This window comes from Niabella ginsenosidivorans (assembly GCF_001654455.1).
Taxonomy (GTDB): domain Bacteria; phylum Bacteroidota; class Bacteroidia; order Chitinophagales; family Chitinophagaceae; genus Niabella; species Niabella ginsenosidivorans.
Window position 1 is genome coordinate 2,992,954 of record NZ_CP015772.1, and the last position, 15,206, is coordinate 3,008,159.

A 15,206-nucleotide genomic window follows, 5' to 3' on the forward strand; every position below is an offset into this window, starting at 1 on the left:
ATACAGTCAACATCAGATTTGTTATCCATATCGAATACCCGCACCTATCTTTTAAAACTATCAGCATCACCAGCCGTATTCTGTGTTTTGCGTCATATTGGGATTGGCATCAATTTCCGGACTGGGTACTGGCCAGAGTAAAAATTTAGGCGTCCAGCTGACCACATTTAACGGTTGAACAAGGCCTCCTTCCCATGTATGTGTAGCCGCATTGTAAGTGGGTGCTGTTTTAGCCATGGCCGGATAGAATTCAGCATAACGGTACTCTTCCATCGTCCGCTTATCGTCCAGGTATCTCATCCTTATTGCATCAAACCACCGGTGCCCTTCACCAACAAGTTCAAGCCCCCGTTCATTAAATACCGCAAGCCTGAATTCCTGTTTGGATAAACCCGACTGCAGATCGGTAGGAGTGGTACGGAGATTCCCATCGGCCAGACGAGCCCGTTGCCGGAGCATATTAAATGCAGCATAGGCACCGTCAGTTGGCCCGTTCAATTCATTCTCTGCTTCTGCCTTTATTAAATAAACTTCAGACAGGCGGATAATATAAAGATCATTTTCGTTGTTCCTGGCCTGTAAACCCTTTGGGTCAATATACTTATTTATATATGGGTATTGCTCCACTATCTCATTGGAGTTGGTTATTTCAGGAAACGCAACCGATTCCCGGGTTGTACCTCTATAGCTCCACCTGGTTAAAAAAGAAACTTCCGACCTGTAATCGTTTGCATATTCGCCCTCTTTATACATTTGAACGAACCAGGGTTGAAGGCGGGTGGTTCCTCCTCCTGCACCATCCGTTGGGTTACCACAGATATTAAAGCGGGTCGTGGGCTGCAAATAATAAGCAAGTTCGCTACCTCTGGAGCTTGCACTGGCAGCAGTTGCATCACGGGTAAACTGGATAGCGAAGATGACCTCCTTATATGCATTCTTTTCCAGGTCTACATTCCACAAATCCGCATAATTACTGATGAGCGAGTATTCATTTGACTGGATCACACTATCAGCATAGTTCTCCGCAAGCTGGTAGAACGCTTTCGACTCCCCGCTTTGCCCTTTCAGATCAAGGTTATTGGCATGGGTCAGGTACGCTAATGATAACATTGCCTGGGCGGCACCCTTTGTGGCATGACCGAATTCCCTTGCAGGTTGCTGACTATAGGGAATACATTTTTCAGAAGCCTTCTTAAGGTCGTCGAAAATGAAATTATATACTTCTTCAACGGAATTCCTGGCCGGGTAAAAATCAGAATTACCCTGTACTGATTGCATGTGTATTGGCACTCCTCCATACAAACGTACAAGATAGAAATAGGAAAAGGCCCTCATAAAATACAACTCTCCCATGATCCGGTCTTTGTAACTATCAGAGAGGATGCCCGGCGCAAGTTTTCCTAATGTTTCCATTAAGGCATTGGCATTATTAATGGTATTGAAAAAGGAAGACCAAGCGCTTGTAAAATAAATATTAGAGGAACTGATGGTTCTTTCATTAAATAATCTTTTGGTAGCATTATTAACAGCAATATCGTCGCCTCCGTCAATGATCTGATAAGGAAGATTTGATTTAAAGGAGCCGAAAGTAGGAAAAAAGGAATAAACACCATTTAACTGGAAGAAAGCATCATCTTCAGACTGGATAAAATTATCTGAAATGGCAGAATCGAATATCTTCTCCTTAAGACTACAGCCAGTTAACAGTAATGCTGTAATAAGAATAGCTATATATTTCGTTGTCATTTGCATTCGTTTTTATGTTTAACTTTAAAAGCCGACATTCATACCTATTGAAAGGCTTCTGTATTGGGGTATGGAGCCGTTATCAATCCCGGGAGTCATTGAATTATCTCCATGACTGTTTATTTCAGGATCATAACCTTTATAGTGTGTAAGCGTGAGAAGATTACTGCCCGTTAGATAAAACTTCAGATTCCGGGCAAATTTTATTTTGTTGTTTTCAAATGTATAGGAGAGAGTAACATATTTTAACCGCACAAATGAGGCATCTTCAACAATAAAATCTGTAAACCGGTTGCTGAAGGGAGAAGCAGACGTAGTGGCCTGGGGGTATGTATTACTGGTACCTTCCCCGGTCCATCTGCCCTCATAAGCCTCTTTACGGACATTCGCCTGTGAACCACGGGCTAACGCATCCATTGTATAACGGTTGGCATTAATAACATCCTGACCAATATTGCCTAATACGAGGAAAGACAAACTGAAACTTTTCCAATCCAGGTTGTTTGTCAGCCCAAATATAAAGTTGGGGTAAGGGTTGCCAATGATCTCCCTGTCGTCAGCAGAAATGACGCCATCGGGTACACCATTTGGTCCGCTAATATCCTTAAACTTAAAACTACCCGGCTTATTATTGGATGGATCCTGCGGACTTTTGTCAACTTCTTCCTGGTTCTGGTAAATACCTATGATCCGGTAACCGTAAAAAGAACCAATCGGGTATCCCACTTCAAAAATATTCAGAGCCTGGCCTCCTACTGCAGTAAAAGCAGGACCGGTAAATGAGTTCACACCCGGTCCTAAACTGATGATCTTGTTCCGGTTGAAAGAAATATTTCCTGATACATCCCATTTCAGGCCCCTGGTCAATATTTTTGCGCCCAGGTCAAATTCATAGCCTTTGTTTTCAACGGTACCCTGGTTGGTATTATATTGCGTGAATCCGTTTGAGGGTGGTATCGTTAAGCCGATCAATAAACCATCGGTGCGTTTTTTATAATAATCAAATCCGAATGTGATCCGGTTTCTGAATAATGTCATATCAAGCCCGATGTTCTGTTGTTTTGTAAGCTCCCAATGCAGGGTATTATTGGCCATGTTTTCCAAAACGTAACCTATTTGTATTCCTTCATTAGCAACACTTCCGGTGGAGGTAAGGCGCGCCTGGGTAGCTCCTACAGGAACTGCCTGGTTGCCTGAAAGGCCATAACTTCCGCGCAGTTTAAGTGAAGTAATGGATCTGGCGTTCCGCATGAATTTTTCATTGGAAACATTCCAACCCAGAGCTATAGAAGGGAAAAATTTCCATTTGTTGCCTTCGGCTAAACGGGTGGAACCATCTTCCCTGGCCGTAAAAGTTGCCAGGTAGCGATTATCAAAACTATAATTGGCGCGACCGATAAAAGAGGCAAGTCCCCATTGTGTGGTGCTGGTTTTCGGATTGCTGATAGAAGATCCGCTACTCAAGTCATAATAAGACATATTATCGTTGGGAAAATTGAGCACATTAATATTAAAAGCTTTACGGGTCCATTGTTGCCAGGTGTATCCTCCCACCGCATTTATCCGGTGTTTTTTATTAATTGTTCTGTTATAGTTTAAAGTATATTCTGTCAGATAATTGAAAGAGCTGCTCTCTCCAAGATAGGCATATCCTCCTTCCAGATTACCCAATGTTGTACCTCTTGGCATATAAAAGTCACGACGAGAATTCCTGGTATTGACCCCTCCGTTTACTTTAAAATCCAAACCCGGGGCCAGTGTATAATTCAAATACATATTTGCCAGTACTGTGGTAACACGGTTCTGGTCATCTGCAAGCTCAATGATCGTGAGCGGGTTACCAATCTGGGTCTGGTCTATTTGGTCGTCCGCGGTCAGCGGGGAATCGAACGGCCTAGACAATAATGCACCATAAACCACGGAAGTAGAAGGATCGCTTCTGTCGGAAGATTGCATGGCTGCTTTGTTTTTACTGATCGAGCCATTGAGGCTAACACCAAACTTGAACCGTTTGCTTATTTCCCGGTCTAAATTAATAAGCAGGGAGCCCCTGTCATACCGTGAATTCTTTACAATTCCCTGTTGCCCTAGGTATCCTGCGCTTACAGCATATTTGAACTTATCGGATCCGCCTGATAAGCTTAATTGATGGCTTTGGCTATAAGCAGGTCGATAGATCAGATCCTGCCAGTTTGTATTCACACTGTCATACCTGGCTATAGCGTCTGATTTGAAGACAGAATCCTGCCCGCTGTTTAAATAGGCCTCATTTGAATAGCTGAGATACTCATTGGTGTTAAGCACATCAATCTTTTTAGGGAGCGAGCTTATATCAAACCGGGCATTATAGGAAAGGCGGTCCCGACCCGTTTTTCCGTGTTTTGTTGTTATCAGAACAACACCGTTGGAAGCCCGTGATCCGTAAATAGCAGTAGCAGAGGCATCTTTTAAAATTTCAACTGATTCTATGTCGGCAGGATCAATGTTCGCCAGTGCATTGTCGTCTGGCAATTGATCCAGATACGATGACTGGCTTCCGGAAGAAACTTTAACAGACCCATTGTCTGAATCAATAGGGTACCCATCGATAACGATTAACGGTTGATTTGATCCGCTAATAGAGGTTACTCCACGAATTGAAAAGGTAATTCCACCGCCTGGAGCACCGGTATTGGATGTAATTTGCACTCCTGCCGCCCGCCCTTGAAGTAGTTGTTCAATGGACGTTGCAGGCTTTTCTGAAGGATCGTCTAAGGTTACTTTCGCAACTGAACCAGTAAGGTCGCTCTTTCGCACTGAACCGTAACCAATGATGACAAGCTCGTCCATTTTATTTCCAGCATCATTTAATTTTAATGAAACATTTAACTGCCCACTATCGAGTATTGTTTGGGAAATAACTATTATACTGGTTTTATATCCTACATAGGAAATCCTAACAATGTCTCCTATTTTCAGATCTATGTCTGCATACCCATTACTATTAGTTACAATCGAAATCCCCCTTTTTTCAATAGCAATTGTGGCCCCGGACATTGTATTTCCCAAACTGTCTGTAACTTTAATCCTAATTTTCAGAAAATTCTGCGTTGCTATTTTTTGATTGAAAATGTTATCTAGTTTGGGGGCTTTTAATGTTAGAATAATATTTTCTTCAACAATCTTGTAAGTAAATGGCTGATCTTTCAAAGCTTGATTTAAAAATTTTGTCAAAGGCATTTTTGTTGCAGAAATCGTAACAGCCTTACCAAACCTTAATAAATCTTTTGTATAACTCACACCAAATCCGGTTTGTTTTTTAACTGCCGAAATAACTTGTTCAAGCGGTATATTTTTACCCTCTAGCGTTATATCTTGTGCAACTACTTTTGCGTCAACCTGTGTTATGGCAAATAGCAATAAAAGAATATTCAATTTCATAACCAGAAAAATAACATTTCGCTTTGAATCTCGGTCTCTATGAAAGAATAGCCATCTTTTTGTCTGATTCAAAATCCAAATGAGAAATGAGGCAAAGCTGATATACGTCTTGATTAAAATTCGTTTCAAAACACAGGGATAGCGGCCCAATGCTTTTTTAAACATTTTTTGCATAAATTGCAATCGTTTGATAATTTAAAATGGTTTGAACAATCGTTTTATTTTAAAACTTCCACCGGGAGTGGTCTCAACACTTCCGGTTTTGTTTTCACATCGCTTTTAATTTTCAATCATGATTAAAGTTTAATTTTATATTAAAAAGTATACTTAAGTTAAAATATTCTTACGCCTAATCAACGATTAGAGTTCTTCCATCCAGCCTCAAACGAGCTCCCTGTAATCTCAACGCCTCTAATGTGCCATTTAAAGAGGTATTTTGATTTAGATCTCCCTCAAGCTTAATATTTGGAATATGACCAGAGTAGAGAACTTTTACATCATACCATCTTTCTATTTTTTTCATAATCTCTTCAAAACAAATATCATTAAAGGTCAAAAAGCCGTATTTCCAAGCCATAACCTGGTCAATATTAGGCGAACTTAACTGTATATCAAATCTCATTCTTCCTAACGTTGCTTGTTGCCCAGGCTTTAGCATTCCTTCCCTCTGTCTATTACTTACTTTTACTGAACCCTCTAACAACGTTACTTTAATATCACTTTCATCTTCATAGGCGTTAACATTAAAATGGGTGCCCAAAACCTCTGTATTTACTCCATTGGACGTTACAATGAATTTTTTATTCGGATTCTTTGCTACCTCAAAATAACCTTCCCCCTTCAATTCTACTTTTCTTTCATTACCTACAAATACTACCGGGTAAGTGATGGAACTTCCGGCATTCAACCAAACATGAGAGCCATCAGATAACTGCATATCTATTACTTTGCTTCCCCGTGGGTTAGTTAACGTGTTGTATTGCAGTTCTTTTAAAATTTGCCCGTCAGCGGTTTTATAAGCAATTTGCCCGTTAGCAAGCTTTACAAGTATTACATTTCCTAATTGTGCTAATTGTCCATTGTCTGCACTGTCTAAAAATACCTGGCTGCCGTCGTCCAGCGTGATCATGGCGCGGTTGGTGGAAGGAGCAGCAATGTCTTTCTGGTCTCTATTGTCTGTTAACGGCGAATTCTGCTGCTTCGGGTTTTGAAAAAACCAGTAACCACCAAGCAGAATTACAAAAATTGCGGCGGCGACACTATACCAAATCCGCCTGCTCCTGCGGCGAGGAAGCGTAAATTCCCGCTTTGAAAGAGCCTCTTTCCTGTTAATTTTGTCGAACAACGCTGCCAATATCAGGGAGCTTTTATCCTGGCTTAAACTGTCGGGACGCGCCAAAGCTTCAGCATAGTTTTTGCCCATGATCTGTTCCAGTCCGGTGATTGAATCGGGCGCATTTTCACGTAACCAAGCAAACAGTTCGGCTGTTTCTTCCGAAGTGGCAATGCCTTGTATATAGCGTTCGAGCAATTGAGCTTCAAGAGATTGATGTTGCTGCATACATTAATATGACGAATGATTATAAAAAATGGGTGGAGACCTATTAACTTTTTTTTAATTTTTTATTAAATTAAAACTCCAAAAAGAATGGCTGTCATTAACGCAAGAATGATATCTCCCTCATCCAACAGCGTTTTACGGATGGATTCTACTGCTAATGATAAATGTTGTTTTAGCGTATTGCGGCTAATCCCCATCAGGTGGGCAGCTTCATCGTACTTTTTTCCCGCCTGCCGGACCAATCGAAAAGCCTGCCTGCGTTGGGGCGGTAATGCTTCCAATGCCTTATTGAAAAGCTGTTCATATTGCTTCCATTCCTGTTCCTGATAGGTTAGCTGGTAGATGCCAGAAGAGAGCCGGTGCCTGACCTCATCTACCAGAAGGGGGTCGCGTGCTATACGCCGCAGGGCATCAATTGCTTTATTGCGAGCTGCCTGGTATAGATAGGCCGAAAAAGAGGTTGCAACATTAAGCTGTTTTGCATCTTCCCATATTTTCAGGAAGACATCCTGTAACAGATCCTCGGCTGTCTCGGGAATTTTTACGATGCTTAATAAGAAATTGTAAATGCCCTGGTGATGTCGCTTGTACAACATTGTAAAAGCCTGCTGATCGCCTTCGGCAATCTCCTTCAATAATACGAGATCATTATGTTGATCGGCTTGCGTCATTTTACAAATATCAAGAAAAAATTTACCAGCAATACGAATCATTTACAAAAACAACTGATTATAAGAATAAAAAGTTTGCAATTTTGCCATTCGATTTTTCTGCTACCGGCTTTCTCTCCCAATTATAAATTTACGCCAAAATCATTAACACAACTGGCTTAGGGAGTGTAGTCGGCCTGTTTAAGACCGGTCTAAAATAGACGCTAAAATTTTATTTCGGACGCTGCATGGATAAAAGGCATCCACCCAAATCGCTTCCATATTCGTCATTACAATTATAATTGTTATGTGCTGAAAATAGCTTATGCCTGGTTTTTGGGATGTTGTGTGCAACTTTAAATCTGTGTTATTCTACAGGCAGATTTGTTTGCCGGAGCGATGTAAATATCGCTTGTTTGGTTCTTTGACATATTGCTATAAAACAGGCAAACCAAATTTCTGGAAGGAGGTGTTTTGCTCAATGGTGTAATAATCCTGCTTTAACAGGCTATTGATAATAACCATATTGCGATGTACCCCCAAACCCAGGTCAGCCGCGTTAAAGCCATGACTGTTTAAGTCGGCATTCTGTACAAAAATGGTTTGATCGTTGTCAACGGCATATTGCTTTTGCACGTTAAACCAGCCATTGGCATTCCAGTTAATGCGGTTACTTATAGATTTAAGAAAAGAAGGGATTTTGTAGTGATAGCCGGTTGCGAGAATAACGGAGCCGGTCGTTTGTGTAAATGATTTACCGGTGTCCCGATGCCGAAAACAAAGATGCAGGGTTTTACCTGCGGGCTGTAGCGCGGTTAATTCCAAGGAGGTAAAAATGTTTAGTTTAAAAGAGCCGCCCTGTGCGTCCATTATATACAGTTGGTCATGTATCTGTTCGATTAGCTGCCGGTTAATTCCTTTATACAGGTAGGCTTGGGAAGCGAGTATTTCGGCTTTGGCTTTTTCAGGTAGATTGAAAAAATAGTCTACGTAATCCGGCGAAGCCATTTCCAGCGCAAAGCGAGAATAGTCCATCGGCGCTATCTGACGGGAACGGGTGCACCAGTTGAGATCGTGCAACAGGTTCTCGTATTGCAATAAATCGTAAAAGATCTCTGCGGCACTTTGACCCGAACCGATTAGGGTAATACTGCCATTTGCCAGCAAAGCATGTTTGTGCAACAAATAATCGGAAGAATGGATGATGTTTGAATGTTTCGCTATTTGAACAGATTCTGGAATATAAGGTTGTGTACCGATACCGATAACCAATTGTTTCGCATGAAACGTGCCATTTTCTTTTGTAACCGGGTTGCCGAACTGAACTGTATAATACCCGGCGTTGGCATTATACGTGATCTGTTCGCAGCGATGGCTGAATAACAAGCCTGGCAACTGTTTAGCTACCCAACGGCAGTATTGATTGTACTCTGTACGCAACGGGAAGATATTTTCGTGCGCGCTGAAACGAAACAGGCGTTTTTGTGTATGCAGGTAATTGATATAGGTATAAGGGCTTTGCGGATTGGCCAGCGTTATCAGGTCAGCAAAGTAAGGCACCTGTAAACGTACCCAGGACAAGAGCAGCCCCGGATGCCAGTTAAAAGATTCTTTTTGCTCTAAAAACAAATATTCAATACCCGGATGATCCTGTAACAGCGTTGCCAGCGACAAATTAAACGGACCAATGCCGATACCGATCAGGTCAAAAACTTTTATTGTATGCATAGCGTTGTTTGATACGGTTTACAAAAAAGGTAAGGATATAGGTATCCGCCGTCGCGATTACCATCACCATTGCCGAATGAAATGTGTCCAGCTTCCTGAACCCAAAGATGGGCAGCAGCCAGCAAATTAAAACCCACTGAATAAAATAGAGCAGCGTAATGTTTTTGCTGGAATAGGTTAACAGTTTAAAAAAAAGATTATCCTTCACCTGCTTACTCACCCAATACCATATATATAATGTAAGCAGCACAATACCGAGATGGCAGCAGGTTTCAGGAAAAGGCGTGCGATAAAAACCATAAGGATTTACAGTTCTGTAAGAAATTTTTTCTACCAGCCCTTCTCCCAATAAAATCAGGCCAATGATGGCGCAGTGTTCCATTGTCTGCGCTTCTTGTTTTTTCAGGTAGCAGCCTATGCAGATACCGGCCAAAGGATATACCAGCCAGGGCAATAGCGGGAAGAATACCTTTGGCGGGTGTCCCGTTGCCAGTCCCGCCAGGTAATGCAGCACAGGTAAAGCCGGCTGCCTGTCCCAGAGCAGCGGGCTGAGAACTGCAATAGCTATGGCCGCTGCCAATGCCCACCACTGATAATTTTTTAACCGATACAGCCCATACAAAACCCATTGCGCCATCGCCGCAAAATGCAGGATATCGCCCATACCCGCTAACCGACCCACTACTGATTCTGTTCCCTCTATTTCCAACTCCTGCAACACTTCAACCGGCAACACCCCCAAACTATACGGCACAACAAATTTCAACATATTCAGCAGGTAGCCAGCCAAAAGCAGCCCTGCGGATCTTATTAGTATGGAACGCGCGCTATGCTGCGCTTTCAATGTAAAAGACAACCCCATGAGTAACATCAATAATTGCCCTCCGGGGCCTTCGGCAATAGCGATCATGCACTTTCCTAAAACAGTTGTGTGAACGGAAAGCTGGCTAAATAACATTCCGGCATGAATGGCGGGAATAAACAGCACGGTGAAGCCCCGCGCGAGGTCGAGTGAAAGAATACGGTTCATAAGGCAAATATTTTAAAGAAGATTATACCGGCCGGAAATCCTGCCGGTGCAGGCAATAGAGGTTGGCTGTTTTGTAAGACAGCTCAATGGTTTTGAGGAAACGAAAACCAGTGTTCATCGCCAGTTGATTGGCTGCATAGTTTTCCCGGTCAGGTTCGGCGAACAAACGCTGTGCCTGGGAAAATGAAAAGTAAAATTCCTGGAATACCCTGAGCGCATAGAAGCTCCATCCTTTTTGCATCTCGCGGGGCGGGCACATTAACAGGTGCAACCCGCAATCGCCGGGTAGTGCCGGGATATAGCCAGCCAGCTCATCGGCTGATACGGCATATAGCTCTATCTGGCAGACAGGTGTCTGATCCACCAGCCCGATGAACGAATGTATTTGCGGGCTGGATAATAAACCCCTGTACAAGGTTTCGATCATGGAGCGGGAGCCTTTCAATTGCCAGAATTTTTGGGCATACGCCTGGTTTACCCATTCATAGATCCTGTCTAAGTCGAGATCAGGATCGAGTGAGCGAAAGGACAAAGTCGCATCCAGCTCCGGCACTTGCCGGGTAAACAGTAAGGCGCCGGGCAGATCATCCGCTGAAGGTTTGCACCACAGGCGGGGAATGGTTTGTAAAGATTGGTTTGTGTTCATGCGTATCTATTTTATTTTTTAATAGTCGCATGGAATTCGCCGCATAGTCATTCAGGTTGGTATCGAAGTTTCCGGGCGGCTCATTTCATGTGCAACAATTTTATGCCTGCAAGCTACCTGCCCGATAGGCAAAACACCAGACAAAAAATTAGTAAAAACACACATAAACTAAATTTATATGGAAAGTTTAACGATTGTTCAGGAAGGTGTTGGCGTTTTGGAACTACTTACCCATGTGCCGGAAGAGCTGGCACGCTATGTCTTAAAAACCGCCACACCTGTTGGTTTAATGGGTGAAGGATTTAAAGCGCTGTTTCAACGCCTGACCGGCAAAGGCTTTGCCATCTGGATCAGCCGGTATTGGATGCATACCGCTACCGTGCTCATGGCAACCGGCCATATACCTGCATTGGAGTTATTGCTTTACGTAACAAGATCAAAGGTACCTGGGATAAGGTATTGCAGCCGGAACTGCCGGCATTCTATTACCAGTTTAGCTTTGTACCGCATATTGCTACCCGCGCCTGTTTTGACGCCGGTGTGGAGTATGAAACCTTTGATATCCACTTTGAGTTGAGTTACCTGGAAGAACTGGGCATTGACTATAAAGCGTTTGAACGCTTTATTGAACAAGTGCAGAAAGACCGGCCCACTGATCTAAGCCCGGAACCTCGCCGCTGCCCGGCGCTGATGCTGGAAGCAGTACAGGCGATCCTGCGCAATAATTACAGTGAGAAAGGCAAAGCATGGTTGTTACAAAACAACGTTGAGAATATTTTGCTGGCAGCACTTGAAGATGTGGATCGCCTTGAAACCATACTGCCTGATCTTAGCGAAACACAAACCAATGCACTGTATGAAGTAAAACGGCTGATTGATGAAGCCTTTCCTTATTATCCGGGCAATAAAGAGCTTTGCAGGAAAACTTACCTCAATTTCTTTACGTTGAATTTTGGATTTAAACGGCTATTCGGTGCCACACCATATAAATATTACAATGTACTAAGGATGCAGCTTGCCAAAGAATTGCTCTTACGTGGAGAACAGGTATCTTCTGTTGCTGCAGAAGTGGATTTTCTTTCGCCGCGTGCATTTGCCCGCGCTTTTAAGGAAATATATAAAATGACGCCGACTGAATATAGAGCGAAGTACCGGAAATAAAAATGGGATGAGGATGCAAAGACTGACGAAGCATATTGAACCCCAGGTAATGAAGACGAATAGCCATACAATCCGGGGAAAAATGCCTGAGTTTGTTTATAAAATATATTTGTTCACGTTTCCTGAACAAAATAAATAAGTAAACACGACAGAGCAGAAGGGTTTCAGTATGGTATGACAACTATGGAATATCGTGCAGGATATCGACGTTAAGAAAGTTGTTTTTAATTAATTATCAGTATTTAAAATAAATAATGGCTCATTCTTATTGTAATATCACACTACAAATGTTTATATTTGTGGTGCAATATTACAAATTATGCAAGAACTAGAAAATCAATTTAAGTCAAATCAAGGGTATATCAGGACCAATGGTCTGACCCGTTCAGAAAGATACCAATTGAATAAACTGATTGCAGCCGATCTGGTTTACCAGGTCCGTCATGGCCTTTATGCCCATAAAAAATACATGCAGCAGGATGATATCACTTTGGTTGCTGAAATCATTCCTAATGGCGTATTTTGTCTTTTTACAGCGTGGCTGCAATATGGCTTTACTACCAGTGTTTCGCATCGGTACCATGTGGCTTTGCCCCGGAACACAAAGGTCCATATACCCGATTACCCACCGGTTACCCTTTATTACTGGAGCGAAAAAATATTCAACCTGGGTATAACAGCAATAAAAAAGAACGGCAAGGTTTTGAAGTTTTATGATCCCGAACGCGCTGTATGCGATGCTGTAAAATTCCGCAATAAGGCAGGTGAAGATGTAATGCAGGAAGTCATCAAAGCTTATCTCGGTCAAAAAAAGAAAAATATAGACAAGCTAATGCAATATGCAAAGATTTTGAGAGTTGAAAAAATATTGGTTCCCTATTTAAAGGTAATGCTATGATTTCCGCATCGTCCATAAGATCGAAGCTCTACAATATTGCAATAAAAAAGAACATCGCTTTCCAGGTTATTGCTGTGAGGTTTTTTCATGAAAGGCTTTTGTACCGTTTATCCATATCGGAATATGCAAAACATTTTTATCTGAAAGGAGGCAACTTTATTTATGCTATACAAGGCCTTCTAACACGCCCTACAGTGGATATAGACTTATCAGGTAATAAAATTCCCAACGAGATAAAGGATTTGGAAAAAATTTTTAAAGAAATAGCAGGTATTGCATGTGATGATGCGGTAACGTTTTACTCCGAAACGATTAAAGGACAAATTATAACTGAACACAGCGATTATAGTGGCATACGTTTAACTTTTATCGCAGCTCTTGATACGATCAGGCAAAATATCCAGATAGATATCGGCTTTGGTGATAAAGTAACACCTAGGCCTACAGATATGTTGTTCCCTGCACTATTAGAGGGAATACCGGCACCGCACTTATTGGCCTATACTGTTGAAACGGTCATCGCGGAAAAGTTCCAGACTATGATTTTTTTAGGGGAGATAAACAGTCGTATGAAAGATTTTTACGATGTCTACCATTTGCTTACAACCAAAAGTATTGATGCAGAAATGCTCAGGCAGGCCATTACCACAACGTTCAAGAATCGTGGTACAGATCTGTCACCCGAGCACTCTTTATTTTCAGCCGCTTTCCGTAACGATCCGGCACGGGTTAAAATGTGGGAAACATTCCTTAAAAAAATTAAAAGCACCGACCCCGTTTCTTTTCAGCAGGTAGTGGAAACGATTATTCAAAAGTTACCGTCAAAACTGTCTGTTTAATAACCAGGTTTTCCAAAGTATTGCCAAAGCTTATAGATGCCCATTACCTGCCGGGTGCGGATAGCGGTCATACTGCGGTTCACTATAGGAGCGATCTCCCGTAAAGGAATGCCTTTTTTATAATGCAAAAGGATGACCTGCTGCATATCGGGCGGCAAAGTAGCGATGGCTGCATTAATCTGTTGTTCTGAATATACCCGGTTCATCGCCTGCCACCAGGCTTGTCGTTCTTTATTGTTGCTTAGTCCCATGCGATTTTCCAGCCGCAACATATCCCCTGCATTTATTTTGTGCAACAAAACCGGTGTCTAAAATAGACGGCTTCCCGTCTAAAATAGACAATGCCGCATTTACTAATTTTCTGTCCCATTTTACTTGTTTTATGTCTGCTAATCGGCCCGTCAACCACGCAATTTTGTATTGTCAAAAACAAAAAATTATGCAAAGTGTGATTACGTGGGAGCAGTTGCTCATTTACCTTTTTATATTTCTTATAATTTATTATGCGGTTGTGCTGGCTTTGTTCTATCGCCATGATCTTGTAAAGCTGGGCAACCGCTTTACAAAACAGGAACTGGCGGATGCAGGTTACCTGACTGAAGAATCAGCTTCATCCAATGAAGGAAGCGATTATGACGCCCTCTACAATAATGTTCATGAGTTAATGAAAGATTGCAAAGATATTTTTATCAATGTGACCAATGCACCAATAGATAAAGCCCGGCTGATCGCGGATTTAAACCAAAAAGTGAAATCATATCCCCAAATCAAAGGGACAGCCTTTCAAATTTCTATGTCCAATCATATTGCGCAGGAAGCCTCGCACCGGTTAGGCATTGAGCTGGAGAATGATGAGCTGGAACAAATCTGGCAATAGTCAGGAAGATATGGTCTCCGTTTCCCTCATGTGCAGCATTCGGATAAGGTGGGAAGGATCGGGAGCGGAGACCGCCAAACCTCACCCCAGCCCCTCTCCTAAAGGAGAGGGGAAAAATGGGAGATTGGAGTTTTACCTGTCCGCAAAGCTCATTCCCTCTTACGGTGGTCGTCTCAGCCATTGGGATGGGCAGCGGCAGGTTTTATATAGTTCACCTGCTTATAATTCATAAGGCAGTGTGTGAGTGAAACAGTGGAGCGTGAAGTTCTTATTAATTATAAAAAGCAGATGTGTGTATGAAAATGTGGAGCGTGGCTGCTTTCGGCAGCAGAAGGGCGAAGTTGTGTGCGCTTGCCGGTGTGGTTCTTTTAATAAATGGTTTGAAGGCATCCGCGCAGGATGGCAGCGCCGGTATTGAACAGGCAAATTCTCTGGTAAGGCAATACTTTGATACCGGTATCAATTTAATGTACGCGGTCGGCGCTGTGCTTGGGTTAATCGGGGCGGTTCGCGTGTATCAGCGTTGGAGCGCGGGCGATCCGCACACCGGCCAAATCGCGGCATCGTGGTTTGGTAGCTGCATTTTTTTAGTGATTGTAGCAACAGTGTTGCGTTCGTTCTTTGGATTATAATGGTAAATAGGGTTAAGC

Annotated in this window: 13 protein-coding genes; 5 read left to right on the forward strand and 8 right to left on the reverse strand. The window is 42.5% G+C overall.

Translation table 11 applies throughout. The features are described from left to right. Positions 1–66: 66 nt before the first annotated feature. The 7 genes from A8C56_RS12440 to A8C56_RS12470 form a co-directional block, all read right to left on the reverse strand. The gene (locus A8C56_RS12440; RefSeq protein ID WP_067756462.1) at positions 67–1,746 is read right to left on the reverse strand and encodes a RagB/SusD family nutrient uptake outer membrane protein; all 1,680 of its coding nucleotides are present in this window, start codon (positions 1,744–1,746) and stop codon (positions 67–69) included. Between the two features lie 24 nt (positions 1,747–1,770). Then, entirely contained in the window at positions 1,771–4,794 is a 3,024-nt protein-coding gene (locus A8C56_RS12445; protein WP_169818774.1) for a SusC/RagA family TonB-linked outer membrane protein, read from the reverse strand. Between the two features lie 721 nt (positions 4,795–5,515). Beyond that, positions 5,516–6,727 carry a FecR family protein gene (locus A8C56_RS12450; RefSeq protein WP_067756468.1) on the reverse strand — a complete coding sequence of 404 codons (1,212 nt, stop codon included), beginning with the start codon at positions 6,725–6,727 and terminating at the stop codon, positions 5,516–5,518. A 65-nt stretch (positions 6,728–6,792) separates the two neighbouring features. Then, a complete protein-coding gene (locus tag A8C56_RS12455) occupies positions 6,793–7,398 on the reverse strand; it encodes an RNA polymerase sigma factor (protein WP_067756471.1) in 606 nt (201 codons plus the stop codon). Between the two features lie 414 nt (positions 7,399–7,812). Next, positions 7,813–9,105 (reverse strand): lysine N(6)-hydroxylase/L-ornithine N(5)-oxygenase family protein, encoded by a 1,293-nt coding sequence (locus A8C56_RS12460; protein ID WP_067756474.1) that lies wholly within the window; start codon positions 9,103–9,105, stop codon positions 7,813–7,815. Next, on the reverse strand, positions 9,083–10,135 hold the full coding sequence (locus A8C56_RS12465) for a heparan-alpha-glucosaminide N-acetyltransferase domain-containing protein (RefSeq protein WP_067756477.1): 1,053 nt from the start codon (positions 10,133–10,135) through the stop codon (positions 9,083–9,085). The genes A8C56_RS12460 and A8C56_RS12465 overlap by 23 nt, the downstream gene beginning before the upstream one ends. Positions 10,136–10,157: 22 nt before the next feature. After that, entirely contained in the window at positions 10,158–10,781 is a 624-nt protein-coding gene (locus tag A8C56_RS12470) for a GNAT family N-acetyltransferase (RefSeq protein WP_067756480.1), read from the reverse strand. A 360-nt stretch (positions 10,782–11,141) separates the two neighbouring features. Between A8C56_RS12470 and A8C56_RS12475 the strand changes: the two genes are divergently transcribed. The 3 genes from A8C56_RS12475 (at position 11,142) to A8C56_RS12485 (ending at position 13,679) form a co-directional block, all read left to right on the forward strand. Beyond that, complete coding sequence (locus A8C56_RS12475; protein WP_067756484.1) at positions 11,142–11,942, forward strand: helix-turn-helix domain-containing protein; 801 nt, start codon at positions 11,142–11,144, stop codon at positions 11,940–11,942. 400 nt (positions 11,943–12,342) lie between these two features. After that, positions 12,343–12,840: a type IV toxin-antitoxin system AbiEi family antitoxin domain-containing protein gene (locus A8C56_RS12480; RefSeq protein WP_084490184.1), complete on the forward strand. Its 498-nt coding sequence runs from the start codon at positions 12,343–12,345 to the stop codon at positions 12,838–12,840. Beyond that, positions 12,837–13,679: a nucleotidyl transferase AbiEii/AbiGii toxin family protein gene (locus A8C56_RS12485; RefSeq protein ID WP_067756487.1), complete on the forward strand. Its 843-nt coding sequence runs from the start codon at positions 12,837–12,839 to the stop codon at positions 13,677–13,679. Before A8C56_RS12480 ends, A8C56_RS12485 begins: the two co-directional genes overlap by 4 nt. Here the strand turns inward: A8C56_RS12485 and A8C56_RS12490 are convergent. Then, complete coding sequence (locus A8C56_RS12490; RefSeq protein ID WP_157097963.1) at positions 13,676–13,951, reverse strand: RNA polymerase sigma factor; 276 nt, start codon at positions 13,949–13,951, stop codon at positions 13,676–13,678. The genes A8C56_RS12485 and A8C56_RS12490 overlap by 4 nt on opposite strands. A 167-nt stretch (positions 13,952–14,118) precedes the next feature. On the opposite strand from A8C56_RS12490, the gene A8C56_RS12495 reads away from it, so the two are divergent. Both A8C56_RS12495 and A8C56_RS12500 read left to right on the forward strand, forming a co-directional pair. Continuing rightward, positions 14,119–14,556 carry a hypothetical protein gene (locus A8C56_RS12495; RefSeq protein WP_157097964.1) on the forward strand — a complete coding sequence of 146 codons (438 nt, stop codon included), beginning with the start codon at positions 14,119–14,121 and terminating at the stop codon, positions 14,554–14,556. A 296-nt stretch (positions 14,557–14,852) separates the two neighbouring features. After that, positions 14,853–15,188, forward strand: a complete 336-nt coding sequence (locus A8C56_RS12500; RefSeq protein WP_067756495.1) for a DUF4134 domain-containing protein — start codon at positions 14,853–14,855, stop codon at positions 15,186–15,188. The last annotated feature ends 18 nt before the right edge of the window (positions 15,189–15,206 follow it).